General features: G+C 68.3%; 21 protein-coding genes and 1 tRNA gene. 10 read left to right on the forward strand and 12 right to left on the reverse strand.

Features of this window, described 5'->3' with window-relative positions:
- From JHC79_RS07155 to JHC79_RS07165, 3 genes are all read left to right on the forward strand, one after another.
- Positions 1 to 336 (forward strand): TadE family type IV pilus minor pilin (locus tag JHC79_RS07155; protein WP_296389465.1); only part of this gene is annotated, 336 nt, incomplete at its 5' end.
- A 56-nt stretch (positions 337 to 392) separates the two neighbouring features.
- Complete coding sequence (locus JHC79_RS07160; protein WP_366782419.1) at positions 393 to 719, forward strand: Rv3654c family TadE-like protein; 327 nt, start codon at positions 393 to 395, stop codon at positions 717 to 719.
- 148 nt (positions 720 to 867) lie between these two features.
- Positions 868 to 1,773, forward strand: coding sequence for a phosphodiesterase (locus JHC79_RS07165; protein ID WP_296389467.1), 906 nt, complete (start codon positions 868 to 870; stop codon positions 1,771 to 1,773).
- Here JHC79_RS07165 and JHC79_RS07170 read toward each other — a convergent pair.
- Together JHC79_RS07170 and JHC79_RS07175 are read right to left on the reverse strand one after the other, a co-directional pair.
- The gene (locus JHC79_RS07170) at positions 1,770 to 3,302 is read right to left on the reverse strand and encodes a stealth family protein (RefSeq protein WP_296389468.1); all 1,533 of its coding nucleotides are present in this window, start codon (positions 3,300 to 3,302) and stop codon (positions 1,770 to 1,772) included. The two genes, JHC79_RS07165 and JHC79_RS07170, sit on opposite strands and share 4 nt — an antisense overlap.
- Before the next feature lie 192 nt (positions 3,303 to 3,494).
- Entirely contained in the window at positions 3,495 to 5,807 is a 2,313-nt protein-coding gene (locus JHC79_RS07175) for a DEAD/DEAH box helicase (protein WP_296389515.1), read from the reverse strand.
- Between the two features lie 309 nt (positions 5,808 to 6,116).
- Between JHC79_RS07175 and JHC79_RS07180 the strand changes: the two genes are divergently transcribed.
- From JHC79_RS07180 to topA, 3 genes are all read left to right on the forward strand, one after another.
- Entirely contained in the window at positions 6,117 to 6,320 is a 204-nt protein-coding gene (locus JHC79_RS07180) for a cold-shock protein (protein ID WP_045821523.1), read from the forward strand.
- A gap of 92 nt (positions 6,321 to 6,412) precedes the next feature.
- The gene (locus JHC79_RS07185; protein WP_296389469.1) at positions 6,413 to 6,991 is read left to right on the forward strand and encodes a hypothetical protein; all 579 of its coding nucleotides are present in this window, start codon (positions 6,413 to 6,415) and stop codon (positions 6,989 to 6,991) included.
- Positions 6,992 to 7,223: 232 nt separating this feature from the next.
- Positions 7,224 to 10,298, forward strand: coding sequence for a type I DNA topoisomerase (gene topA / locus JHC79_RS07190; protein ID WP_296389470.1), 3,075 nt, complete (start codon positions 7,224 to 7,226; stop codon positions 10,296 to 10,298).
- Positions 10,299 to 10,312: 14 nt separating this feature from the next.
- Here topA and JHC79_RS07195 read toward each other — a convergent pair whose 3' ends face one another.
- Positions 10,313 to 11,983 (reverse strand): adenylate/guanylate cyclase domain-containing protein, encoded by a 1,671-nt coding sequence (locus tag JHC79_RS07195; protein ID WP_296389471.1) that lies wholly within the window; start codon positions 11,981 to 11,983, stop codon positions 10,313 to 10,315.
- Between the two features lie 86 nt (positions 11,984 to 12,069).
- Here JHC79_RS07195 and JHC79_RS07200 point away from each other — a divergent pair, with 86 nt between their 5' ends.
- Together JHC79_RS07200 and JHC79_RS07205 are read left to right on the forward strand one after the other, a co-directional pair.
- Positions 12,070 to 13,320 carry a DNA polymerase III subunit delta' gene (locus JHC79_RS07200; protein ID WP_296389472.1) on the forward strand — a complete coding sequence of 417 codons (1,251 nt, stop codon included), beginning with the start codon at positions 12,070 to 12,072 and terminating at the stop codon, positions 13,318 to 13,320.
- A gap of 147 nt (positions 13,321 to 13,467) precedes the next feature.
- Positions 13,468 to 13,543: transfer RNA gene (locus tag JHC79_RS07205), tRNA-Thr, on the forward strand.
- A gap of 17 nt (positions 13,544 to 13,560) precedes the next feature.
- On the opposite strand, the gene JHC79_RS07210 is transcribed toward JHC79_RS07205, so the two are convergent.
- The 6 genes from JHC79_RS07210 to JHC79_RS07235 all read right to left on the reverse strand — a co-directional run bounded on the left by JHC79_RS07210 (position 13,561) and on the right by JHC79_RS07235 (position 18,752).
- Complete coding sequence (locus tag JHC79_RS07210; protein ID WP_296389473.1) at positions 13,561 to 13,719, reverse strand: hypothetical protein; 159 nt, start codon at positions 13,717 to 13,719, stop codon at positions 13,561 to 13,563.
- A gap of 140 nt (positions 13,720 to 13,859) precedes the next feature.
- Positions 13,860 to 14,609 (reverse strand): SDR family NAD(P)-dependent oxidoreductase, encoded by a 750-nt coding sequence (locus JHC79_RS07215; protein WP_296389474.1) that lies wholly within the window; start codon positions 14,607 to 14,609, stop codon positions 13,860 to 13,862.
- Positions 14,610 to 14,618: 9 nt separating this feature from the next.
- The gene (locus JHC79_RS07220) at positions 14,619 to 15,380 is read right to left on the reverse strand and encodes an SDR family oxidoreductase (RefSeq protein ID WP_296389475.1); all 762 of its coding nucleotides are present in this window, start codon (positions 15,378 to 15,380) and stop codon (positions 14,619 to 14,621) included.
- Positions 15,377 to 16,744, reverse strand: a complete 1,368-nt coding sequence (locus JHC79_RS07225; RefSeq protein WP_296389476.1) for an MFS transporter — start codon at positions 16,742 to 16,744, stop codon at positions 15,377 to 15,379. The genes JHC79_RS07220 and JHC79_RS07225 overlap by 4 nt, the downstream gene beginning before the upstream one ends.
- A gap of 117 nt (positions 16,745 to 16,861) precedes the next feature.
- On the reverse strand, positions 16,862 to 17,743 hold the full coding sequence (locus tag JHC79_RS07230; protein ID WP_296389477.1) for a polysaccharide deacetylase: 882 nt from the start codon (positions 17,741 to 17,743) through the stop codon (positions 16,862 to 16,864).
- A gap of 40 nt (positions 17,744 to 17,783) precedes the next feature.
- Complete coding sequence (locus JHC79_RS07235) at positions 17,784 to 18,752, reverse strand: asparaginase (RefSeq protein WP_296389478.1); 969 nt, start codon at positions 18,750 to 18,752, stop codon at positions 17,784 to 17,786.
- Between the two features lie 222 nt (positions 18,753 to 18,974).
- On the opposite strand from JHC79_RS07235, the gene JHC79_RS07240 reads away from it, so the two are divergent.
- Both JHC79_RS07240 and JHC79_RS07245 read left to right on the forward strand, forming a co-directional pair.
- Positions 18,975 to 19,988: a substrate-binding domain-containing protein gene (locus JHC79_RS07240; protein ID WP_296389479.1), complete on the forward strand. Its 1,014-nt coding sequence runs from the start codon at positions 18,975 to 18,977 to the stop codon at positions 19,986 to 19,988.
- A 118-nt stretch (positions 19,989 to 20,106) separates the two neighbouring features.
- Entirely contained in the window at positions 20,107 to 20,457 is a 351-nt protein-coding gene (locus JHC79_RS07245) for a nitroreductase/quinone reductase family protein (RefSeq protein ID WP_296389480.1), read from the forward strand.
- Positions 20,458 to 20,482: 25 nt separating this feature from the next.
- On the opposite strand, the gene JHC79_RS07250 is transcribed toward JHC79_RS07245, so the two are convergent.
- Genes JHC79_RS07250 through JHC79_RS07260 form a run of 3 tightly spaced genes read right to left on the reverse strand, consistent with a single transcriptional unit; the run spans position 20,483 to position 22,483 of the window.
- The gene (locus tag JHC79_RS07250) at positions 20,483 to 21,445 is read right to left on the reverse strand and encodes an NAD-dependent epimerase/dehydratase family protein (RefSeq protein WP_296389481.1); all 963 of its coding nucleotides are present in this window, start codon (positions 21,443 to 21,445) and stop codon (positions 20,483 to 20,485) included.
- Positions 21,442 to 21,882, reverse strand: coding sequence for a MerR family transcriptional regulator (locus tag JHC79_RS07255; protein ID WP_296389482.1), 441 nt, complete (start codon positions 21,880 to 21,882; stop codon positions 21,442 to 21,444). Before JHC79_RS07255 ends, JHC79_RS07250 begins: the two co-directional genes overlap by 4 nt.
- A 19-nt stretch (positions 21,883 to 21,901) precedes the next feature.
- The gene (locus JHC79_RS07260) at positions 21,902 to 22,483 is read right to left on the reverse strand and encodes a TetR/AcrR family transcriptional regulator (RefSeq protein ID WP_296389483.1); all 582 of its coding nucleotides are present in this window, start codon (positions 22,481 to 22,483) and stop codon (positions 21,902 to 21,904) included.
- Between the last annotated feature and the right edge of the window lie 101 nt (positions 22,484 to 22,584).

Genomic DNA, 22,584 nt, shown 5'->3' on the forward strand with positions numbered 1-22,584 from the left:
GACGAGAGCGGCATGGTGTCGGTCGAGGCGGCCTTTGCCATCGCGGCGATCGTCTCTGTCCTGGTCCTGGGGATCGGCGCGGTACTGGGCGTCAGTGCGCATGTCCGCTGCGTCGACGCCGCACGGGAGACAGCGCGCGTGGCCGCGCAGGGTGATTCGGTGCGCGCGATGACGGTGGGCCGTTCGGTCGCCCCGGGCGGCGCCGACATCAGCATCAGGTCCGATGCCGATCGCGTGGTCGTGACCGTGCGCGCAGAACTCGCGCTCCTCCCGGGCGTCGACCTCGGCGCGACCGCCGTGGCGGCCCTGGAGCCGATGGCGCCGGCCGACCCGTGACGTTCGCGAGAACGCCGGCCCGGCGATGCCGACGGGTGATGTCCGACGATCGAGGTGTGGCGACCGTGTTCGGTGCGTGGGTGATCGTCGGGCTCGTCAGCCTGGTGGTCGCGGTCGTGTTCGTCGGGTCGGCGGTCGTGGCCCGCCACCGGGCCCAGTCCGTGGCCGACCTCGCCGCACTCGCCGCTGCTCAACGGGCGATGCTGGCGCTCGACGATCCCTGCGGCGCCGCACGAACGCTTGCCGCCACGTCCCCGGTCACGATCGCCCGATGCCGTACCGACGGCGAGGACGTCGTCATCGTGGCGACCACGGATGTCGACCTCGGGCCGTTCGGCGTCCGCACCGCACGTGCCGTGGCGCGCGCCGGTCCCGCCGAGTGAGACCCCGGGCCGGGCGTCACCGCCCGGCACCGCGCCGAACGGCGGCACCGTCGATGTTGTCTAGGGTGAACACGACGGACGCCCGGCCCCGGGTTTCGCACACGCCCGACGCAACGGCCCCACGAGCGGTCGGCGGAAGCGAGAGCAGATGAAGGCCCGACTGGCCGAGTACGCGCGGCCCGATTTCTGCATCCTCCACCTCAGCGACACCCACCTCGTGGCCGAGGGCATCCTCTACGGCGACGTCGACAGCGGACAGCGATTGCGCGAGATCCTCGCCGACGTGCAGGCGTCGAAGGTTCGGCCGGACGCACTGGTGTTCAGCGGCGACCTCACCGACCGGGGCGAGGCGTCGGCGTACGACAACCTGCGGGCGCTGGTCGAGCCGCTGGCCGCCGAACTGGGCGCGATGGTCATCTGGTCCATGGGCAACCACGACGACCGGGCGCAGTTCCGGGCGCACCTGCTCGACGAAGCGCCGTCGAGCGCGCCGGTCGACGAACTGCACGACATCGACGGACTGCGGATCATCAGTCTCGACACCACCGTCCCCGGCTACCACCACGGTGAGGTGACCGACGCGCAGCTGGCGTGGCTGGCCGACGTCCTCGCGACCCCGGCGGAGTACGGCAGCATCCTGGTGATGCACCACCCGCCGATCCCTGCGGTGCTGGACCTGTCGACGTTGGTCGAGCTCGTCGATCAGCACAAGCTCGCGGACGTGGTGCGCGGCAGCGACATCCGGCAGATCCTCTCGGGTCACCTGCACTACTCGACGACGGCCACGTTCGCAGGCATCCCCGTGTCGGTGGTCTCCGCGACCAGCTACACCCAGGACCTCGCGGTGTCTGCCGGCGCCGTCCGGGGACGTGACGGGGCGCAGGCGCACAACCTCGTCTATGTCTACGACGAGACAGTGGTCTGCTCGGTGGTCCCCATGCGCGGTCACCCGACCGTGGGCGAGGGTGTCGACGCCGACGAGGCCGCGCGTCGGCTCGACGCGCACGGCGTCACGATCCGCGACAGCTCGCGGGCCGGGAGCCGTTCGACCTAGCGCGTCGTCGGGGACACCGCAGCCGGTGTCTCCCACTCCGCGGCGATCGGGAAGTACCGGTCGAGGAACCGTGTGACCCGATCGGTACGGACCTCGAGGTCGACCTCGGGGAAGCTGCCGTCGTTGAGGCAGAAGAAGTCCACGGCCCGCTTGGGCAGCAACTTGTCCATCGATCGCAGTCCTGCGGTCGACGTGGTGTCGATGTAGCGGACCTTGGCACCGCGCTGGACCACGGCCTGCCCCGTGCGCAGGGCGTAGTAGTGGTACAGCGAGTTGGTGACCGAGATGTTCTCGCTGGCGCGGAACGCGCTGGCGGCGGTGGCGGTGAACTCCTCCCCGAACTCGACCTCCATCTCCGACATCACGCTCTTGCGCAGAGGCGTCGCGACGTGCTCGAGGTGTCGGGTCGTCACCGATCCGAAGCGTTGCTTGAGAACTCGTCGGTTGACCCGTGCGGCGTTCTCGAACCCGCTGCGTTCGTTGTCGTTCACGCCGAGCCCGATGCGGACGGGACCCTCGATGAACATGCTGACCCCGCCCGGGGAGAAGAACATGTCCGGCTGTACCGGTCGGGCGAAGAACATGTCGTCGTTGGAGTACAGGAAGTGCTCGGAGAGGCCCGGGATCCGGTGCAGTTGCGACTCGACGGCCTGCGAGTTGTGGGTGGGCAGCACCGAGGTGTCTGCGAAGAACTCCTCGCTGGGGACGAACGTGACCCGGGGGTCGTCGGCCAGCCACGCCGGGCGGGGGGAGTCGGTCGCGACGAAGATGCGACGGATCCACGGTGCGTACATGTGCACCGAACGCAACGCGTACTTGAGTTCGTCGATCTGGCGAAACCGTGCGGCCGAGTCGTCGCCGGATCCGACCACGTAGTTCTTCATGCGCTTGGCCCGCTGGGCCTGGAACTCCGCCGACGAGCCGTCGACCCAGGAGAAGACGATGTCGATGTCGAAAGAGATGTCGGAGGCGTGGTCGTCGAACATGTTCTCGATCGTCGGCCAGGTCACACCGAACCGCTCGACGGTGCCGCGCACCACCTCGTCGGCGCGGATGGTGTTGCGGGTCAACGAGTTCTCGACCGGCAGCACCATCACCTCCTCCGACATCGACCACAGTTCGATCTGCACCGCGGTCGATGCGCCGAAGTGCAGTCCGCTGGCGGGTTCGTAGCGTGGACGGTAGAGCCGCAGCACCCGCGCGTCATCGTCCTCGGAGAGTTTGCCGTCGGCGACCAGGGTCGGGCGGTTCTTCTTGATGTCCATCGCCTTGACGTAGAACGGTTCCCGTTCACACGCGGAGACGAGCGCAGCCCGCAGTTCGGTACGCAGGTGCCAGTCGACGGCGAGAACGGGCCGCAGATCGTTTCCGCGGACCAGCAGGTAGCCGATGCCGGCGGTGTCGAGCGCGTCCCGGACGAACAGCAGGTCGGCGACCATGGCCTGGCGTGGTGTGGTGGTGGTGTTGCGCAGCGCGTGGCGACCGTGGAACTCGACGATGTCGGTGCGGTCCCGCAGGCGCGGTGTCATGGGATGTCCGGTGTCGCGCTTACGCTGTGCGACCGGCGAATTCGGTGGGACGAGATAGAGCTCGCGAGACGGCGGTGACGATGTGATGGCGATCCTTCCCAGGTGACGCAGAACCCGGGGTTTCAGCCAATGCGTGTAGGCCTCAGTGTACGGCACAAGGCGCTGAGGAGACGATTCGATGAACTCTCGGCTTCAGCCGAGCTCGCGCAGGACGAGGTCGAGCACGGCGATCGCACCGGGCTTGTCCAACGGCTCGTTTCCGTTGCCGCACTTGGGCGATTGCACACACGATGGGCAGCCGGTCTCGCATCGGCATTCGGTGACCGCGTCGCGGGTCGCACGGATCCACGTCTCGAAGGCGGCGAACCCGCGGGCGGCGAAGCCTGCGCCGCCGGGGTAGCCGTCATAGACGAACACCGTCGGGAGTCCGGTGTCGGGATGCAGGTTGGTCGACAGGCCGCCGATGTCCCACCGGTCGCACGTCGCGATCAGCGGCAACAGGCCGATGGCCGCGTGTTCGGCCGCGTGCAGCGCTCCGGGGAACCGGCTCACCGACACCCCGACGGCCTCGAGCGCTTCCGGGGTGATGGTGTACATCACCGACCGCGTGCTCAATGTCTGTGCGGGCATGTCCAACTCGACCACATCGAGGACCTCCCCGGACAGCAGCGTCCGCAGGTATCCGACGACCTGGTGGGTGACGTCCACATCGACCAGCGCGACCGTCAGTGCGCCGTGGCGCCGTTCGTCGGTGGTCGCGGTGATGTCCATCGCGGTCGACTGCCGCGCCGACGTCGTCCAGTCGGGATCCTCCGGATGTGTCAGGGCCAGTCCGTTGTCGAGGTCCAGTTCGTCGACGACGTACGAGCGCCCCTGGTGCAGGTGGACTGCGCCCGCGTGCACCGTCGACATGGCCCGCCCGGTGTCGACGGTGCCGAGAAGCTGTGAGGTGGTCGCGTCGACGATCATCACCTGGCCGCCGATGCCGCCGCGGATGTCGATGTCGCCGTGCGGGTCCAGGCCGGCGGCGACGTACCAGCCGGCGAGCCGGCGACGCAGCAGTCCCTGGGTGGTCAGGTCGTCGACGAGCGCCTGGGCGTCGAAGGCCTCGACGTCGGCCTCGGTCAGCGGCAACTCGGCCGCCGCGCAGAGCAGGTGCGGTCCGAGGACGTACGGGTTCGTGGGGTCGGTGACGCTGACCTCGACCGGCCGCGACAACAGCGCCTCGGGATGGTGCACCAGATAGGTGTCGAGGGGGTCGTCGCGCGCGATCATCACCACCAGAGACCCCGCGCCGCGTCGTCCGGCCCGGCCCGCCTGCTGCCAGAACGAGGCGACGGTGCCCGGGTACCCGGCGACGATGACCGCGTCGAGCCCGGCGATGTCGACACCCAGCTCGAGGGCGTTGGTCGTCGCCACGCCGAGCAACTCGCCATCGGACAGGGCCGCCTCGAGCTTCCGCCGGTCGTCGGCGAGGTATCCGGCGCGATAGGCGGCGACCCGGTCGACGAGCTCGGGGTCCACCGCGGCCAGGATCTGTCGGGTCGAGCGGGCGGCGACCTCGGCGCCGACCCGGCTGCGCACGAAACACAGCGTCCGTGCGCCCTCGATGACGAGGTCGGCCATGATGCGCGCGGCCTCGGTGCCCGCGGCGCGACGCACCGGCGCTCCCTGCTCGCCGGTGACACCGGGCGTGAAACCCGGCTCCCACAGGGCGACGGTGCGCTCACCGTGCGGGGATCCGTCGGCGGTGATGGCGGTGCACGGCCGACCGATGAGACGCTCGAGCGCCAGGCCGGGTTCGCCGGCGGTGGCGCTGGCGGCGATGACGGTCGGGTCGGCCCCGCCGGCCCGGGCCACGCGCAGCGCCCGCTGGACCACCAGTGCGGTGTGTGAGCCGAAAACACCGCGGTAGTGGTGGCATTCGTCGATGACGAGGTAACGCAGGTGGCGGAAGAAGTGCCGCCAGCGGGCCGGTGAACTGAGGATGCCGAGGTGCAGCATGTCGGGGTTGGTGAAGATCCACCGCGAGTGTTCGCGCGCCCACTGGCGGACCTCCGGCTCGGTGTCGCCGTCGTATGCGCAGGGCGCGATGTGGGAGAACTCGCGCCGACCGGCGAGCAGCGACACCAACGACCGGATCTGATCTGCGCCCAATGCTTTTGTGGGAGAGAGGTACAGCGCGGTTGCGTGGTTGTCGGCGGTGAGCTCGCTGAGGATCGGCAACTGGTAGGCGAGGGACTTGCCCGACGCCGTGCCGGTCGCGAGGACGACGTGTCGACCGGCGTGCGCCTCCTGCGCCGCGGCGACCTGATGGGTCCACGGCCGGCGCACCCCGGCCTCGCCGAAGGCGTCGACGACACCGGGCGGTGCCCAGTCCGGCCATTCGCCGAACTGTGCTGTCTGAGAATCGATCACGGTCCGATATGTGACAGGTGACAACGACGGCTCGACACCTGCGAGCGAGCGCGCCAACAGCTGCTCGCCGTAGGACTGTTCGGGCATCATCGTCGGTCCTTGATCTGGTGAATCTGTTACCGCTTCGTGTCGGTTCGTTGAAATCTGACGGGTGTTTTGTTCAGTTTGACTTCTCGACTATCGGAAGGATCGCGAACATGATTGACTGTCGTTGGTCGCAGCTTTCGGGGAGTTCTCGTTCGTCGATTGTCCCTCCGAAACCGTGTTGCGAGCGTGGTACTGAAGGTTAGTGCGCGGCTGGTCCGCAAACGTCGCCAGTCGGTATGGCGGTCGGAACGGGCCCGGCGCGGTGACACACCGTGTCGTTTCCGGTGAGTATGTAAAGGATTCAAGCTGATGGCACAGGGAACTGTGAAGTGGTTCAACGCGGAAAAGGGCTTCGGCTTCATCGCGCCCGATGATGGACCGGACGACGTGTTTGTCCACTACTCCGAGATCCAGGGATCCGGTTTCCGCACTCTGGAAGAGAACCAGCGGGTGGAGTTCGAGGTGGGACAGGGCACGAAGGGCCCGCAGGCCACCGGCGTCCGCGCCGTCTGATCTGCTCTTCCACACGTTCGTACAACAGCGCCCCCGGCCCCGCAGCAGCGGATAGCCGGGGGCGCTGTCTGTGCCCGGAGTAAGCTGCCACCGTGGGCCAATTGTCCTTTTTCTCCGCGGAGACCGACGAGCCCTCACTCGAGGATCTGTCGGGACTCTTTGCGGCCCATGGACAGTCGATGATCTCGCCTGCGGGTAGCCGCGTCTCCATCGTCGTCGATGCCCAGTGGCGTGCCGAAGCACTCGTCCGGGAGATCGATCGGTGCGGCGTCCGCGCCCACCTCGCGACGTCGGATGAGGGATCGGCGATGGCGCGTACCGAGACCTCCAAGCTCCTCGACACCCTGAACCGGACCTGGCTCAAAGGCGCGATCAAGACCATGCCCGCCGACTGGGTCCCGTCGAACCGTGCGATGCGCCTGTGGACGATCGCGGCCGGCCGGCCGGACGAGGACCGCTACCTCCTCGGCCTCGACCCCCACGCTCCCGAAACCCACTCGCCGCTGGCCACCGCGCTCATGCGTGCGGGCATCGCCCCCACCCTGGTGGGCACCCGCGGCAGCAACCCCGCGCTTCGGATCGCGGGGCGACGGCGGATGTCGCGGTTGGTCGAGAACATCGGCGCACCGCCCGACGACCTCGATGCGGTCGCACTCTGGCCGACACTGTGATGCAGTCCGTGCCCGACTAGCCCGATCGTCCCCCTGAGCTGCGGTTTCACCTGGCGTCGCGGAGGCCTCGGATCCCGCGCCGCGCGGTCGCCGAGGCCCGTCGGTCACGCAGCGTTATGCCAAGAGGCTGTTATATGGGGTAGAACAGGCCGGAGTACTGCGAACGTGGCAGCAGCTACGGTCGACACAGAGGCCTTATATATGGGGCCGAGGAAAGGTGCAGGCACAGACAGTGGCTGATAGCGACACTGCGTCCCCCACATCGGGCGAGAACGTGCGCCGGCTGGTGATCGTCGAGTCACCGACCAAGGCTCGCAAGATCGCCGGTTATCTGGGGTCGAACTATGTCGTGGAGTCCTCGCGCGGCCACATCCGTGACCTCCCGCGCGGCGCTGCCGATGTCCCCGCCAAGTACAAGGGACAGGCCTGGGCCCGACTCGGCGTCAACGTCGACGAGAACTTCGAACCCCTCTACGTCGTCTCCCCGGACAAGAAGTCCACCGTCACCGAGCTCAAGTCGCTGCTCAAGGGCGTCGACGAGCTCTACCTCGCGACGGACGGTGACCGCGAGGGTGAGGCCATCGCGTGGCATCTCCTCGAGACGTTGCGTCCGACCGTGCCCGTCAAGCGCATGGTGTTCCACGAGATCACCCAGTCGGCCATCCAGGCCGCCGCCGCCAGCCCCCGCGATCTCGACGTCGACCTGGTCGACGCCCAGGAGACCCGCCGCATCCTCGACCGCCTGTACGGCTACGAGGTCTCGCCGGTCCTGTGGAAGAAGGTCATGCCGAAGTTGTCGGCGGGCCGCGTGCAGTCGGTGGCCACCCGCATCATCGTCGAGCGCGAACGCGAGCGCATGGCGTTCGTGTCCGCGTCCTACTGGGACATCGAGGCCACCCTCGACGCCGGCGAGGACGTCACCCCGCGCCGCTTCAAGGCCAAGCTCGTCAACGTCGACTCCGACCGGGTCGCCTCGGGCCGCGACTTCGACGCCACCGGCTCGATGAAGAAGTCCGACGGCATCGTCGTGCTCGACGAGGCCAGGGCCACGGCTCTGGCCACCGGCCTGCGGGGCGCGGACCTCACCGTCGCGTCGGTCGAGGAGAAGCCGTACACCCGTCGGCCCTACGCGCCGTTCATGACGTCGACGCTGCAGCAGGAGGCCGGCCGCAAGCTGCGCTTCACCTCGGACCGGACGATGCGCATCGCGCAGCGGCTGTACGAGAACGGCTACATCACCTACATGCGTACCGACTCCACGACGCTGTCGGAGTCGGCCATCACCGCGGCCCGCAACCAGGCCCGTGACCTCTACGGCGCCGACTTCGTGCACCCGACACCGCGGCAGTACACCCGCAAGGTCAAGAACGCGCAGGAGGCCCACGAGGCCATCCGCCCGGCCGGCGAGAGCTTCCGCACCCCCGGTCAGGTCGCGTCCGCGCTGCAGTCCGACGAGTTCCGTCTCTACGAGCTGATCTGGCAGCGCACCGTCGCCTCGCAGATGGCCGACGCCCGCGGCACCACGATGAGCCTGCGGATCTCGGGCGCTGCGCGCACCGGTGAGGTGTGCACGTTCGCCGCCTCGGGTCGCACCATCACGTTCCCCGGCTTCCTGTCGGCCTACGTCGAGACCGTCGACGAGCAGGCCGGTGGTCAGGCCGACAACGACGAGGTCCGGCTGCCCACCCTGGTGGAGGGTCAGCGTCTGACCGCCGCCGATCTCGACGCGGCCGGTCACACCACCAACCCGCCCGCTCGCTTCACCGAGGCCTCGCTGGTGAAGATCCTGGAGGAGTTGGGGATCGGGCGTCCGTCGACGTACGCGTCGATCATCGGCACCATCCAGGACCGCGGTTACGTCCACAAGAAGGGCAGCGCGCTGGTCCCCTCGTGGGTCGCGTTCGCCGTGGTCGGCCTGCTCGAGGCCTACTTCGGCAGCCTCGTCGACTACGACTTCACGGCATCGCTGGAGGACGATCTCGACCAGATCGCCTCGGGTCAGGAGAACCGGACCCACTGGCTGTCGCGCTTCTACTTCGGCGACGGCGCCGACGGTGCCACCCCGCTCCCCGACGGCGATGACACCGGTCCTCAGGGCAACGACATCGCCGCGCACGGCGGGCTCAAGAAGCTCGTCGGAGTGAACCTCGAGGAGATCGACGCCCGGTCGGTCAATTCGATCAAGCTGTTCGACGACGCGCAGGGCCGTCCGGTCTACGTGCGTGTCGGCCGGTTCGGCCCGTACCTCGAGCGCAACGTCGCCGCACCCGATGCCGAGCCGGAGTCGCAGCGCGCGAACCTGCCCGACGACATGACACCGGACGAGCTCACCCTCGAGGTCGCCGAGCACCTGTTCGCCACACCGCAGGAGGGCCGCACCCTCGGTGTGGACCCGGTCTCCGGGCACGAGATCGTGGCGAAGGAGGGCCGCTTCGGCCCCTACGTCACCGAGATCCTCCCGGATCCAGAAGACGACGAGCCCACGGGCGACTCCGACGGCGAGGGCGGGGGATCGGTACCGGCACTGACGGTTCCACCCGGTCCGACACCTCTCGACGGTGATGGGGCAGCCGCGTCGTCGGGCACCGGTGGGACCGCGGTGGCCACCAAGGCCGGTGCCACCACCAAGACCGCCGCCAAGAAGGCGACGAAGAAGGTCGCTGCGAAGAAGGCCGGCCCCAAGCCGCGCACCGGGTCGCTGTTCAAGTCGATGGAGATCAGCTCGATCACGCTCGAGGACGCGCTGATGTTGCTGTCGCTGCCGCGCGTCGTCGGCGCCGACCCGGAGAGCGGCGAGGAGATCACCGCGCAGAACGGTCGCTACGGCCCGTATCTGAAGAAGGGCACCGATTCCCGGTCGCTGAGCGCCGAGGATCAGATCTTCGGCATCACGCTCGAGGAGGCGCTCAAGATCTACTCCGAGCCCAAGCGTCGTGGTCGCGCGGCCGCGGCACCGCCGCTGCGGGAGCTGGGCAAGGACTCGGTCAGCGAGCAGCCGATGGTCATCAAGGACGGTCGCTTCGGCCCGTACGTGACCGACGGCGAGACGAACGCCAGCCTGCGCAAGGACGACGATGTCGCCTCGATCACCGACGAGCGGGCCATGGAACTGCTCGCCGATCGCCGTGCACGCGGCCCGGTGAAGAAGAAGGCGAAGAAGGCCCCGGCCAAGAAGTCGCCCGCCAAGAAGACCGCGGCGAAGAAGACGACCGCGAAGAAGGCCGTCGCCACGAAGGCCCCGGCCAAGAAGACGACGGCGAAGAAGACCGCGGCGAAGAAGGCCCCGGCCAAGAAGACGACCGAGTAGCGCGGGGTCGGCGGCTAGACCGCCGAGCGCTCCTCGTCGTCGTCATCGGCGTCCGCGTCGTCCCCGGCGCCGGTGTGCGACGCACCGACCGGGCCCTTCGGGACACCGTCGGCCGGATCGGGTTCGATGGCGTCCTCGTCGACGACCAACGCGAACTTCGGTCGGGCCAGCCGGGTCTCGATGCCGCGGCCGCGCAGTTCGACGCCCTCACCGATGTCCCAGCACTCGGCCTCCTCGTCGGAGGCGAGGTAGACCGCGCGGGCGGATCCGAGAACGCGGGTGGGTTCGTCCTTGGCCATCTCGGTCAGGCGCGCGGCCTCGTTGACCGGGTCGCCGATCACCGTGTACTCCAGGCGCTGCTGGGTTCCGATGTGTCCGGCGATGGCCTTGCCCGCCGACACGCCGATTCCGACGTCGGTCTCACCGAGAGCGGCGTCGAGCTCGATCCGCATCTCACGGGCCGCGGCGAGGGTGTGCCCGGCGAAGTCGTCGAGGTCGAGCGGTGCGCCGAAGATGGCCAGGGCGGCGTCACCCTGGAACTTGTTGACGAAACCGCCATGGCGCCCGACGATCTCGACGACGACCCGGAAGAACTCGTTGAGCAGGTCGACGACCTCGCGTGGGGGTCGGTTCACGGCCAGCCGCGTCGACCCGACGATGTCGACGAAGAGCACGCCGACGTAGCGCTCCTCGCCGCCGAGCTCGGTGCCGGTCTCGATGGCGCGGCGGGCGACGTCCTCGCCGACGTAGCGGCCGAACAGGTTGCGGAGCTGTTCACGTTCGCGCAGGTCGCCGACCATCTCGTTGAACCCGGCCTGCAGCAGGCCGAGGTCGCTGCCGTCGTAGATACGGACCGAGGTGTTGTAGTTGCCGTTGCGGACCTGGTGCTGGGCGCGGCGCAACTGGGTGATGGGGTCGGCGATGGCGCTCACGAGACGCACCAGACCGATGAGTCCGAACGCAAGGGCCGCCACGGCCAGCCACAGCAGGGGTCGCTGCAGGCCCTCGGCGTCGGTGTTGACGATGCCGTTCTGCTGGCCGAGGACCAGCGCCACCATCGCGATCAGCGGCACCACCACGCTGATGCACCAGAACAGGGTGATCCGCATGGTCACGCTGGGGGCGACCGCGGTGGTCGGGTCGTTGGCCATCGCCGACACCGTGATCGGACGCAGCACCTTCTCGGACTGCATGTAGCCGAGCGCGCACGAGACGAAGCCGCCGATGACCGAGGCGACGTAGACGATCAGGGCCGTCGTCCCCGACGCAGACAGGTTGAGCAGGGCGAACACCACTCCACCCACGGCCCAGAGGACGAGGTTGACCCCGGTCAGCAGGACGGGCAGCCTCAGCGCGCGGTTGCGGGCCAGCTCGTTGTCGAGGCGGCTGCGTCGTCGGTGCCAGATGAGGACGGGCAACGTGAGCCAGATGCTGATGAAGGCGCCGACGACCATGGCGAGACCCAGGTAGGCGATGAACACGGCCTGATTGGCCGTGCTGATCTCGTCGAGCTTGACCGTGTACTCGTATGGCATCCCGAAGCGCAGGAACGCGAAGGTGAACAGTGCGCCGATGACGTTCGCCCGGAGCAGGTCCAGGGCGAGGATGGGCCATGGCGTGTGCGCGAGCCATCGCAACAGGTGCATCACCCGCTGGTATCTCGTCTGCCGCTGGACCACGCTCATACGGTAGCGGTCCCTTTGCCGTCGTCACATGCTGTTCCCGGTCTGATGGTCTTCGGCTGTCTGGCCGCCCGGCTACCCTTCTCATCGTGACGTCGGTATTCGATCGGCTGGTCGGTCAGCAGGCGGTGGTGGACGAGCTCGTCGGTGCCGCGCGCTCGGCGACCGCCGCTGCGACGCGCCTGCACGAGGCCGCCACCGGCGCGATGTCGCTGCTCGGCGACGACGACGTGATCGCCCCCCGCAATTCGATGACGCACGCATGGCTTTTCACCGGGCCACCCGGCAGCGGACGCTCGGTGGCCGCGCAGTGCTTTGCCGCGGCGCTGCAGTGCGAGACACCGGGTGAGGTCGGATGCGGTCACTGTCACGCCTGCACGACGGTGATGGCGGGTACGCACGGCGATGTGCGCCGCATCGTGCCCGAGGGGCTGAGCATCGGCGTGAAGCTCATCCGCGACACGGTGCAGATCGCGTCTCGCCGCCCCAGCACCGGTCGGTGGCAGATCGTGGTCATCGAGGACGCCGACCGACTCAGCGAGGGGGCAGCCAACGCGCTGCTCAAGGTCGTGGAGGAGCCCCCACCGCGGACGGTGATCCTGCTGTGCGCGCCGTCCATCGATCCCGAGGACATCTCGGTGACGTTGAAGTCGCGATGCCGGCATGTGCCGCTGACGATGCCGTCGGTGGCCTCGATCGCCGAGGTGTTGATCGCGGACGGGATCGAGGCGGAGATGGCCCGCTGGGCGGCGTCGGTGTGCGGCGGACACGTCGGACGAGCCCGGCGGCTGGCCACCGACGCCGACGCGCGCGACCAACGCACGCGCGCGCTCGGGCTGGCCCGCGCGGCCACCCGGGAGACCACCGCGTACGCCTCCGCCGAGGACCTCGTCCGGTCGGCCGAGACGGTCGCCAAGGCGATCGCCACGCCGCTCGACGAGGCCGAGACCGAGGAGATGCGCACCGCGCTCGGAGCCGGCGGTACCGGCAAGGGCTCGGGCGGTGCGATGCGTGGTTCGGCCGGGGTGCTCAAAGCCCTCGAACAGCAACAGAAGTCGCGAACGACCCGGCTCAAGCGCGACGTCCTCGACCGCGCCCTGGTCGATCTGGCGGCGTTGTTCCGGGACGCGCTGGTCGCGTCGTACGCCTCCCCGGTGGCCTCGATGCACCCTGACATGGCCGATCAGACGGTGAAGATGGCCGGCTACGCACGGCCCGAGGAACTGCTGCAGTGCGTCGAGGCGGTCCTGGAGTGCCGCGAGGTGCTCGACTTCAACGTCAAACCCCGTTTCGCGGTCGACGCCATGGTCGCCAAGGTGTCCACCGCCCTGCGCCACTGACCCCCGCACGTCCGGAAATGTGTGGTTCCGGTGACCGAAAGCCCAGGTCGCGGTCGCCGGAACCGCACATTTCCGGGCGCCGGGACGGCGGTTTGTGGCGGGACCGGCCCGGTCGATAGACTGGCTGACGCTGCCTTCGGGCGGCACGCCGCCTTAGCTCAGTCGGTAGAGCGCTTCACTCGTAATGAAAAGGTCGCGAGTTCGATTCTCGCAGGCGGCTCCAGCAATGCCCGGAACATCTCAGACGATGTGATTCCCGGAATCGATGACCGCGTTCTCGGCTACGTCGAGCAGCGCGCGCGTGAGTTCGGCACGACGATGGGCGTCGGTGGGCAGCATCGCATCGACCAGTTGGCCCAGGGTGCGACACACGCTGCTCCGTCCGGTGCGTGTGCTCACCGTCCATCCGCCCGTCACCGGTTTCACCACCAGCGTCGGCGTGACGGCGGATGCGGCGCGGGCAATCGCCGACCGCCGCAGCGGACCCGAGACGAGCCCGCCGACCGGATCGTGCGGTGCCGCACCGCATCCGCCGCACATCAGGGCATCACGTCGCCCGAGTTGGGTCCCAGCACCTGGCCCACGAACAGGTTTCCGCCCGGGTTCGACGCCAACAGCACCGCGGTCGGTGCCACCTCATCGGCCGTACCGAAGCGGCCCAGTGGCAGCTCCGCCCGCTTGGCCCGCTTCCAGTCCTCGTCGATCCCGTCGACCATCGGTGTCTCGATGGGCCCCGGCGCGATGGCGTTCACGAGGACACCGCGGGCCGACACCTCGAGCGCGAGGGACTTCGTCATCGCGATCACCCCGGCCTTCGCTGCCGCGTAGTGCGCCAACGACGCGCCACCCTTGATACCCAGCTGGGAAGCAACGTTGATGATGCGACCGTCGGACCTGGCGAGCATCCCGGGCAGCACAGCCCGCGCAAGAAGGAAGACGCTGGTCAGGTCGACCGCGATCGTCTCGTCCCATTGGCGCAGCGGCATGTCCTGCATCGGCGATTGCGTGAGGATCCCATGCGAGGTCACCAGTACGTCGATCCGACCCAGGATCTGCTCCGCCTCGACGACGGTTGCGCCGACCCTGTCCTCATCGGTCGCGTCGACCATCAATCCGCCGGCGGCGCCGAGTTCGTCGGCCACGTCGCGGACCGAACCGTCGCGGTCGGCGAGGGTGACCTGCGCACCGGCGGCGAGGAAGTGCTGGGCCACAGCCCGTCCTATTCCGCTCGCGGCGCCGGTGATCAGAGCCGTTCGACCGGCGAGCAGGTCGGTTCTGGGGATTGCCATGATGCTCCTTCAGTCCCGCATGGCGACGGTGAGCGCGCCGTCGACCACGATCGCCTGTCCGTTGATGTACGACGCCCCCGGCCCGGCGAGGAACTCGGCAACGGCGGCGATCTCGTCCGGGCGGCCGACGCGGCCGGCCGGGATGTACCCGCCGGCTGCGTCGAGCCCGTCGGGACCGAGTGAGTTGACCGGGTCGAGCGACTGGGGCGTCTCGATCAGCCCGGGGATGATGGCGTTCGCGCGCACCCCTTGCGGGCCGAGTTCCACAGCGAGGCTCCGCACCAGGCCGATGACACCGGCTTTGGCCGTCGCGTAGTGGGAGTGCTCGGCCCACCCGTAGACACCGCCGGCGATCGAGGAGATCGCGATGACCGACCCCCCGTCGCGGAGATGAGGTGCGGCCGCTCTGGCCGTGCGCATCACGCCATGGAGGTCGACCTGCAGGACGTCGTCCCATTGGTCGTCGGTCATCGACGGAAACGACGCCGCGCGCAGTATCCCGGCGTTGGCCACGGCACAGTCGACTCGTCCCCAGAGGTCCACCGCCTCGGCGACGAACGCGTTCACCGACTCCGTGCTGCGGACGTCGACCTCGATCACCGCTCCCTCGCCGCCGGCGGCTTCCACCGCGGCGAGGGTGTCGTGCGGATCATGCGGGTCGCCCGAGTACGTTCCGATCGCGACCCGGTGACCACCGCGTGCGAGCTGGACGGCGGTGGCCGCACCGATGCCCGATGCCGCACCTGTGATGACGGCGACGCGCTCGCTCATGCGGTGACCCCGGTCGGACTCAGGGTGTCGACCTCGACGTCGTCGTCGACGGACGCGATCCGCTTGGCGAACAGGACCACGATGGCCGACACCACGGCGCCGAACGCGCCGACCCACAGGGCCGCAGCGGAGTACGACACCGACGCCGCGGTGAGTCCGGTGAGGATGAAGCCGCCGATGATCGCGCCCGGCTGGCTCATGGCGCCGATGAACGAGCTGCCGGTGGCGCGGCAGTCGGTGCTGAAGCACTCGGCCTGGAAGAACAGGATCGCGGCATACGGACCGAGGAGGAAGAACAGACCCATCATGTAGGTCAACACCACGTAGACCTCGCCACTGGGGCCGAGGAGCATCGCTGCGAAGAACACGCCCGACAGCAGCCACCCCACGACGATCGTGTTGCGTCGACCGAAGCGGTCGCCGGCCCATCCGTGGGCCAGGTATCCCAATGCGGCAACGAGGTTGGACACGACGACGAGAAGCAAGGTGCTGGAGGCGTCGATACCTTTGCCCTCCTCGAGCACGGTGGTCCCCAGGACGGAGAACGTCTGGATCGCGAACCAGTTGAACAGCCATGCGACCGACAGCACGACGGTGTTGCGCAGGTGCGGGCCCTGGAAGATCCGCTTGAACGGCGCCGAGGTGTTCTCACTGGCGCCGTGCGAGGCGGCCAGTTCGCCTGCGCGGACCGTCTCACCGTTCTTGCGCATCGACCGCAGCTTCTGCTGGAGCTCGAACTGTGGGCTCTCCCGCAGCTTTCGGCAGAGCAGCGCGACGATGATGGCGGGCACGGTGGCGAGGAGGAACGCCAGACGCCAAGCGTCGGCACCGAAGATCGCTGTCACGACACCGACGAAGCCGGCCGCGAGGAGGGCGCCGATCGGCCAGCCGGTCTGCACCATCGAGTAGACGAAGCCCTTGTTGCGGCGGATCTTCTCGTCCTCGGTGACCTCGTAGAGCTCGTTGAGGTAGGTGGCGTTGACCGACTGTTCTGCCAACCCGAGGCCGCTGATCGACCGCACGCCGATCAGTGATCCGGCCCCGATGGTCGCGGCGGTCGCCGCCGACGACGCGGCCGTGCCACCGACGGAGATGATCATCCCCTTGCGCCGTCCCAATCGGTCGACGATCGGGCCGACGGCCAGCACGACGAATGCCGTCCCGACGCTGACCAGGGTCGACACCAGCAACGCGTGGCTCGTACTCCAGCCGAAGGACTCCTGGATGCGGGGCAGCAGTGTGCCGAACAGGATGAAGTCGTAGACGGCGATCGTCCACGCGAAGAACGCGATGCCGGTTGCCCGTCGGGTCTCGCGGACGGACACCCGCCGGAGCGGCGGGGTGTCGATGGGTTGTGCGGTCATAATGGAGTCCTTCCGTGACTCGATGCCGTGACAGGTGTGGGGTGAGCGGAGGATCGGGTCGGGGCCTCGGGTCGCATCGGTGCCCCGACCCGGTGTGAGGGTCGGCGGTGGGGCGTGTCAGGTGGTCCGGGGGCGCCGCTGGGCGAAATCGGTCGCGATGGCGTCGAAGGTCGTCCAGGTCACCCCCTCATGGGAGTTGATGTGCTCGATCAACCGCTCGAGCATCAGCAGCACCTGGGGACGCCCGGAGACGTCGGGGTGGATGGTGAAGGTGAACACGGCGTAGTCGCTCTCGCGGTAGACCCAGTCGAACTGGTCGCGCCACATCTCCTCGATGTGTCGCGGGTTGACGAAGCCGTGGCTGTTCGGGCTGCCTTTGATGAACATCATCGGAGGCAGGTCGTCGAGGTACCAGCTGGCCGGGATCTCGATCAGGTCGGTCTCCTGGCCCCGGACGAGCGGCTTCATCCAGGTCGCGGCGGGCTGCTGATAGTCGATCGGCGTCCACTGGTCACCTACGCGGACGTAATACGGTTCGAAGTCCCGGTGCATCAGCGAGTGGTCGTACTTGATGCCGCGCTCGATGAGAAGTTCGTTGGTGACCTTGCTGAACTCCCACCACGGCGCGACGTATCCGGTTGGCCGGGAACCGGATTCGCGGGTGATGAGGTCGATGCAGTGGTCGAGGATGTCGGACTCCTGCTGACGGCTCATCGCGATCGGGTTCTCGTGGCTGTACCCGTGGACACCGATCTCGTGTCCCGCGGCGACGATCTGTTGGAACTGCTCGGGAAATGTCTCGACCGAGTGACCCGGCCAGAACCAGGTCGACGGGAGGTCGTAGCGCTCGAGCATCGAGTTGATGCGCGGCACCCCCACCTCGCCTGCAAAGATCCCGCGCGAGATGTCACCCGGGGAATCCTCACCGCCGTAGGATCCGAGCCACCCGCCGACGGCGTCGACGTCGATGCCGAACGCCACGAAGATTTCTTTTGCCATGATGAGAGTCCTTCCGGTACTGCAGATGTAGAGCGTGTGCTCAGGTGTGATGGATCAGGAGTTCGCGGACGTCGTGGGGCGAGTGACCCGCCGACAACAGGAGTGCGAGAAGCATCCGGGATTGCGATGGCGGCAGTTGCAACGGAACCGCGCCCGCCGCCACCAGGTCGGTGCCGCCACCGTCGCCGTAGACCGCCTGCACGGGTCCCGCGGCAACCCTGGTGGCCAACCCGACAACGACTCCGTCGTCGGAGAGTTCTCTGATGGCCTCGGCGATGCCGCGCGGAGCGTTGCCGATGCCGGTGCCCACCACGATGACGCCGCGGGCCCCGGCCCGGACTGCCGCGCGCAGTAGGACGTCGTCGCCGCCGGGGTAGACCGAGACGATGTCGACGCGGGTGGTGTCGAAGTCCTCGGTGACCGGCTCCAGGGCCTTCGGGCGGATGGTCGTGGCGTGGATGTCGACGTGGCCGTCGATGACCGTTCCCACGGTGCCTGCGGGATTGGTGAATCCGGCTGACGCCGTGGTGTGCGACTTGCGGGTTCCCCGCGCCGCCAGCACCGTGCCCGCGAACGCGATGAGGACTCCGTGATGAGCTGCCGACGGGTTTGCGGCGACGGCGATGGCATCGGAAAGGTTTCGGGGCCCGTCGGTGTCGGGGACGTCGGCGGCCCGCTGCGCGCCGGTGAGCACAACCGGTCGTGCATCGCTGTGGATCAGATCGAGCAACACGGCCGTTTCCTCGAGCGTGTCGGTTCCGTGCGTGATCACGATGCCGTCGACATCGGGGCGTGCAAGGTGCTTGTGGGCCGCGTCCGCGATGGCCCGGAAGTCTGCGAAGTCCAGTCGGTATGACCCGGTGCGCACGACCTCGTGCGCCTCGACGGACACGTCCGGACGAACGTCGCGGATCAGCGCGGACGGGTCATCGGTGGCGACGACCGCACCACCGGGACCACGGCGAGAAGCGATGGTCCCTCCGGTGGCGAGGACTACTACGTTCGGCATCGGGATTTCCGTTTCTGCTGACGGTCTGACGTGCGTCGGGCTCGGCGAATCGGCCATCCGTGTGGTGTCCGACACAACTGAGTGAACACCACACAAACGTTTGTGGCAATCGTTTGGGCCAATCGATTGTGTAAACTTTGCGGGTCAGCGGCGTGGCGTCGTGTTACGTGTCGATAGGCTTGCTTTGCAACGGCAGCGCAGCACCGGACGAGGAGGACCGACATGGTCGATCGTCCGGCGGCGCCGGTGACCCTGCGGATGATCGCCGCCGAGGTCGGTGTGGGGGTGTCCACCGTGTCCCGTGTGCTGACGACCAACGATGACGACGCACTCCGCTGGGCGGGCCGCGACACCGTCACCCGCATCCGCGAGGTTGCTCGCGACCGTGGTTATCGACGCAATCCGCACGCCGCGAGTCTCCGCACAGCGCGCTCCGGGCTGGTCGGGGTGCTCGTCCCACGACTGCAGGACTTCGTCCTCGCCACGGTGTACGAAGGTATCGAGGAAGCCGCGATCGAACACGGACTGTCGACGTTCGTCACCAACTCCCTCGACGATCCCGCCAATCAGGCGGCGCGTACCGAGATGATGTTGGAGCGTCGCGTCGAGGGAATGATCTTCGGCGATGCCCACCTCGACGGGATGTTCCTCGATTCGGTTGCCGCAAGAGGTGTTCCGCTGGTGCTGGTCTCCCGACGGGCAGGCGAGCACGTGTCCGCGACCTGTGACGACCTCGCGGGTGGACGGCTCGTCGGACAGCATCTCGTGGCCTGCGGTCGCTCCCGACTCGGTGTCTTGGCGGGACTACCGTTCGCGTCGACCGGAGTGGAGCGCACCCGCGGTGCGGTGGACGCCTTCGAGGACGCCGGACTGCACGTGCCCGCGCATCGCATCGTGCAAGGGCCGTTCGACGCCGCCGGTGGCCGGTTGGGTGCAGAGCAGCTCCTGGACCGAGAGCCGTTCGTGGACGCCATCTTCGCGACGAACGACTTCGCAGCCATCGGCGCGCTGGGTGTCCTGCGTGATCGTGGTCTGCGGGTTCCGGAGGATGTCGCGCTCATCGGGTACAACGACACCCCCTTGGCAGCGGAGATCACCATCCCGCTCACGACGGTCCGGTCACCGATGCATGAGATGGGGCGGCGCGGTGTCGAGCTGCTCATCGACGTGATCGGCGGTGGGGCGCCGGAGTCCGAACTCCTGCCCCCGGAGCTCGTGGTGCGTGAGTCCGGCTGATCGCACGTCGAAGTGGTGAACAGCCCCTCTGCTCTCTTGTGGTGGCAGTGTCGCGCGCTCTACCCTCGCAGGCGGCCCCAGCAATGCCCGAACGGAACACGAACCGGAGGCACGGCTCATGAACACCTTCCAGAAATCCGCAGCGGTGTGGAACAAGTTCTTCGTGACGCTGATGAAGGCGCCGGTGCTCGAGAAGGTGCTGGGCAAGTCGACGGCGCTGATCACCTACACCGGCCGCAAGTCCGGCAAGACGTTCAGCCTGCCGGTCTCCTACAAGCGCGACGGGGACTCGCTCGCCGTGGCGGTGATGATGCCGGACAAGAAGAACTGGTGGCGCAACTTCGACGGCGACGGGGGCCGGGTGACGGTCGAGATCGCCGGTGTCGCACGCCCCGGCCACGCCGTGACCGTGCACGACCCCAAGGGCCGCATGTCGGTGAGCATCACCCTCGATCCCGTCTCGAACTGACGACTCGCGGTCGCCGTCAGTCCGGCTACGACACCATCCCGAGGTCGCGCAGACTCTCGGCCGTCTCCACGATGGTCGTCTCCGCCGTCCGCGGTCGGAACCCGAGTTCGCGCTTGGCTCTGTCGTTGTGGATGACCAACGGCGTGGGATCGTCGCCCGGCATCTCCTCGGTCGGGACCCGCGCGCCGAGCGCGCCCAGTCGGTCACGCAGAACGCCGGCGACACCCAGGAAGCTCTGGGTCGGTCCATCGGCGAGTGCGAGGTAGCGCCGTCCCGCCGCCTCGGGTGTCGACATCGCGGCGATGTGGAGCTCGGACACATCGCGCACATCGGCGATGCCGAACAACTGCTTCGGGACGGACGGCATCGTGCCGTCGAGCATCGCGACGAACAGCTGCAGCGACGATCGCGCCGCCGTGGTCAGCGTGGGACCTGCGATCCACGTCGGGTTGATCACCACGAGTTCGGTTCCGGCGCCCTCGGTCTCGATGAACTCCCAGGCCGCGCGTTCGGCCACCGCCTTCGACAACGGGTAGGCCGGGAGTCCGGGTGTCGTGGGGTCGGTCCAATCGGATTCGTCGTAGTCGCGGACCGGCTTGGGGGAGTAACCGACCGCCGCGAACGACGACGTCAGCACCACGCGGGGCACCGCGGCATCGCGCGCTGCGCGCAGTACTCGCACGGTGCCGTCCCGTGCGGGGACGACGGCCTCGTCGACGTCGGACGTCTGGATCATCGGCGAGGCAACGTGATAGACGCCGTCGACACCGTCGGCGGCCGCTGCCCAACCGTCGTCGTGCGTGAGGCTCGCGACGACGAGTTCGAGCCCCGCATCGTCGGCCCCGCCTCGACGCACGGCCGCACGCACGTCGGCGCCGGCGGCACGTGAGCGCAGGGTCCCGCGCACCTGCACGCCGGAGCGGAGGAGGTCGGCGATCAGTCGGGTGCCCAGGTATCCCGAGGCCCCGGTCACCAGGACCGTGCTCATCGGATCACCTCCTGCAGCTTCGGGACGATCGCGGTGACGCGTAGGGCGGCCTCGGCTTCGTCGGCGGAGTCCCCGCGGTCGCGCGCGTCCCACAGCGCGGCCTTGAACTGCAGATAGTCGAGGTGGACCCGAAGCGTCTCGATCTCCTGCTCGACGCGGGTCGCGTGCCGCAGGAGCAGATCGCGCTGCTCGCCGGCGGCAGCATGACCCAACGCGCGGTTCGCCTGGTAGGTGCGCATGTCCTCGATACCGACGCCCATGCCCCGCAGACACGCGAGGATCTGGGCGTCGTCGAGGTCGTGCTCGTCGTAGCGACGGTGTCCGCTGCCGACATCGCGTGCGATCGGGCCGATGAGCCCGACCTCCTCGTAGTACCGCAGGGTCGGCTCGCTGAGCCCGCTCTGCCGCGACACATCACCGATGGTCAAGATTGTCATGTCCCCATGACAGCAGACCTCAAGCGCTTGAGGTCAAGCGATCGACGAGGAGTTTCTCGACCACATCGATCGCCTCGATGTCGCGCGCGGCGCGGGCGACCAGCGCCGCCCCCTCCAGAGCCGAGATGACCAGGACCGCCTCGTCCCACGCGGCCGCGCGGTCGTAACCGAACCGTCGGTAGATCGCCGCGATCGCCTTGCGCCAGTTCGTGAACCGCTCATCGGCCCGCTCGCGCAGCGGGTCGACCGCGGACACGTCCACCACGAACGACGCGATCGGGCAGCCGACGGTGAAGTTGCTGTCGACCAACACCTCTCGCCACGACGAGACGATCATCCGGACGGCGTCGGGCAGGGTCTGCGCCTCGGCGGACGCGAAACGGGTGCCGGTCGCGAAGTCGTCCACCGCGAGGTCGATCGCCTCGAGCAACACCTGCGTCTTGCCGCCCGGGAAGTACCGCTGCAGTGACCCGCGCGGACCGTCGGCGTCGGCGGCGATCTGCCGCAGGCCGACCCCGGTGACCCCGCGTTCGCGGATCATCCGCGCGGCGCTGCGGACCATGCGCGCGCGGGGTGGTTCGGGGGTGTCGGTGGTGGACATGTCCGAAGTCTAGCCACGAATTATGACAGTCGTCATCGTCTGCTAGCGTGACCACAGCGATGACGGTCGTCATCGCGCTTGCTCGCGACGAGGAGCCGCGC

Origin of the sequence: Williamsia sp., from assembly GCF_016462415.1 — a bacterium.
In the GTDB taxonomy this organism is placed as follows: domain Bacteria; phylum Actinomycetota; class Actinomycetes; order Mycobacteriales; family Mycobacteriaceae; genus Williamsia_A.

What these genes read in the sequence shown, in the direction of transcription:
- JHC79_RS07165 (WP_296389467.1), top strand. Translation starts at nt 868, where the DNA reads ATGAAGGCCCGACTGGCCGAGTACGCGCGGCCCGATTTCTGCATCCTC.
- JHC79_RS07170 (WP_296389468.1), bottom strand. Translation starts at nt 3,302, where the DNA reads ATGACACCGCGCCTGCGGGACCGCACCGACATCGTCGAGTTCCACGGT.
- JHC79_RS07175 (WP_296389515.1), bottom strand. Translation starts at nt 5,807, where the DNA reads ATGCCCGAACAGTCCTACGGCGAGCAGCTGTTGGCGCGCTCGCTCGCA.
- JHC79_RS07180 (WP_045821523.1), top strand. Translation starts at nt 6,117, where the DNA reads ATGGCACAGGGAACTGTGAAGTGGTTCAACGCGGAAAAGGGCTTCGGC.
- JHC79_RS07195 (WP_296389471.1), bottom strand. Translation starts at nt 11,983, where the DNA reads ATGAGCGTGGTCCAGCGGCAGACGAGATACCAGCGGGTGATGCACCTG.
- JHC79_RS07215 (WP_296389474.1), bottom strand. Translation starts at nt 14,609, where the DNA reads ATGGCAATCCCCAGAACCGACCTGCTCGCCGGTCGAACGGCTCTGATC.
- JHC79_RS07220 (WP_296389475.1), bottom strand. Translation starts at nt 15,380, where the DNA reads ATGAGCGAGCGCGTCGCCGTCATCACAGGTGCGGCATCGGGCATCGGT.
- JHC79_RS07225 (WP_296389476.1), bottom strand. Translation starts at nt 16,744, where the DNA reads ATGACCGCACAACCCATCGACACCCCGCCGCTCCGGCGGGTGTCCGTC.
- JHC79_RS07230 (WP_296389477.1), bottom strand. Translation starts at nt 17,743, where the DNA reads ATGGCAAAAGAAATCTTCGTGGCGTTCGGCATCGACGTCGACGCCGTC.
- JHC79_RS07235 (WP_296389478.1), bottom strand. Translation starts at nt 18,752, where the DNA reads ATGCCGAACGTAGTAGTCCTCGCCACCGGAGGGACCATCGCTTCTCGC.
- JHC79_RS07240 (WP_296389479.1), top strand. Translation starts at nt 18,975, where the DNA reads ATGGTCGATCGTCCGGCGGCGCCGGTGACCCTGCGGATGATCGCCGCC.
- JHC79_RS07245 (WP_296389480.1), top strand. Translation starts at nt 20,107, where the DNA reads ATGAACACCTTCCAGAAATCCGCAGCGGTGTGGAACAAGTTCTTCGTG.
- JHC79_RS07250 (WP_296389481.1), bottom strand. Translation starts at nt 21,445, where the DNA reads ATGAGCACGGTCCTGGTGACCGGGGCCTCGGGATACCTGGGCACCCGA.
- JHC79_RS07255 (WP_296389482.1), bottom strand. Translation starts at nt 21,882, where the DNA reads ATGACAATCTTGACCATCGGTGATGTGTCGCGGCAGAGCGGGCTCAGC.
- JHC79_RS07260 (WP_296389483.1), bottom strand. Translation starts at nt 22,483, where the DNA reads ATGTCCACCACCGACACCCCCGAACCACCCCGCGCGCGCATGGTCCGC.